Annotated in this window: 2 protein-coding genes; both read left to right on the top strand. The window is 57.2% G+C overall.

Going from position 1 to position 1,810, the window contains the following annotated elements:
* Nucleotides 1-108 precede the first annotated feature (108 nt).
* Nucleotides 109-999: a DMT family transporter gene (locus tag DW850_RS10040; protein WP_233505160.1), complete on the top strand. Its 891-nt coding sequence runs from the start codon at nucleotides 109-111 to the stop codon at nucleotides 997-999.
* A gap of 224 nt (nucleotides 1,000-1,223) precedes the next feature.
* Nucleotides 1,224-1,810, top strand: a 587-nt coding sequence (locus DW850_RS10035) for a PTS sugar transporter subunit IIC (RefSeq protein WP_147325446.1), incomplete at its 3' end; no start/stop codon positions are given.

Raw genomic sequence — 1,810 nt, 5'->3', positions numbered from 1 at the left:
TCTTCGGCGTGCTGGCGTAAGGGCCCGGCCTATTATTTGCCCCCAAGGGAAACGGCGACCCATTGCGGTCGCCGTTTTTTATTACCGAAAGCTAGTTGGAGGTGCTTCGTGATTCGATCTGACAATCCACCCGATAATGGCGTGAGCGGGGCGATGTATCTATTTGGCACGGCGCTCTTGTGGAGTTTTATCGGCATCCTCGTTCGCGCCAATTCGCAGTCAGCTCTTTTGATCGGTGCCGTCACGGCAATATTTATGGCGCTCTTTATCCTGCTCGTCGGCAGACCCGTCCTTCGCGTCAGCCGTCTTATTGTCCTTGTGGCCGTCTGCAACTTCGTGACGGGCACCACGTTTAACTTTGCCAACCAGCTCACGACGGTCGGCAACGCGATCGTTCTGCAGTACACCTCGATGATTTTCGTTATCGTGTATCAATCGCTCGCAACTCGCACGTTGCCCTCGCCTGCGAAGATTGCCTCCGTGGTGGTTGCTTTTACGGGTATGGGACTTTTCTTTTTAGGTGATTTGAGCGCCGAGGGCATGCTCGGAAATCTGCTTGCCGTCATTTCGGGCGCCACCTTTGGGCTGTGTTTCTTTTTAAACTCTCGCCCCGATGCGTCGCCCATGGTGTCCTCGCTCATCTCCTGCGGCATCTCGATACTTCCGATCGTCTATTTTGCCGGCGACCTAGGCTCCGTGAAACCCTTTGAGTGGGGGCTTATGCTGGTGCATGGCCTTTTTTGCAGCGGCCTTGCGAGTGTGCTGTATGCCAAGGGGATTGCGCGCACCAACGCGTTTGCGGCCAACTTGGTTTGCATGAGTGAGGTCGTGCTCGCTCCCTGCTGGTCGGCGCTCCTCTTTGGCGAGGTCTTTAGCTGGAACGAGTTCTTGGGCGCGGCGATGATCGTTTTGGTGATTGTGGCCAACTTGGCATCCGATGCTTTTGGCGACGGCTTTCTGGTGGCGCTTGTCCGCCATCGAAACAAAGAGCGTGCCTAATGGGATGCGCCTGCCGTTTACGGTAAAAAACACCCCGCTGAGCGACTGGTATTAAATAAGGCGAACCTGCATACCTATAATTGGTATCAAATCATTTGTGCCTGGTATGGGTGTTAGCAGCACGCCAGGTGCGGTTCGGACCGTGTGGTCAAACTCCCGGATTGATATCAATAACGCGCGCGACGGGAGTGACGACGGTTCGAGATTCCTTATTGGGAGGAACTATGCTTGTCCAAGCAATCCTCGTCGGCTTAGTCGGAGCTTTTGGATGTCTCGACTACCAGCTCGGCACCCTCTACGCGTTCCGCCCCATCGTCCTGTGCCCGCTCGTGGGCCTGGTGCTGGGGGACCTGCAGACTGGCCTTGCCGTTGGCGCCAGCCTGGAGTTGCTGTTCATGGGCTCGATCTCCATCGGCGCCTACGTGCCGCCTAACGAAACCGTCGGCGGCGTGCTCGCCTGCGCGTTTGCCATTCAGCTCGGTCAGGGTACCGAGACGGCCATCGCGCTCGCCATGCCCATCGCCGTCCTTGCACTGACGATCGGCAACATTACCAATGCCTTGTTCCCTGTGTTTGTCGATATGGCAGACAAGTTCGCCCTCAAGGGAAACCTCAAAGGCATCTACGCCGTTCATTGGGGAATTGGAATCTGGGGCTGCGTCGAGTACTTCCTGCTGTGCGGCGGCGCCTTCTATTTGGGTTCCGACGCCATCCAGGGCCTGCTCGACTTCATCCCGCCCTTCATCATCGACGGTTGCGGCGTTGCCGCCAACATCCTGCCTGCCATGGGCTTCGCCATGCTCGGCCGCCT

The organism is Collinsella sp. AM36-4AA, from assembly GCF_003467795.1.
GTDB lineage: Bacteria > Actinomycetota > Coriobacteriia > Coriobacteriales > Coriobacteriaceae > Collinsella.
Note: the sequence above shows the minus strand (reverse complement) of the source record. Positions and strands in the feature narration are given on the sequence as shown.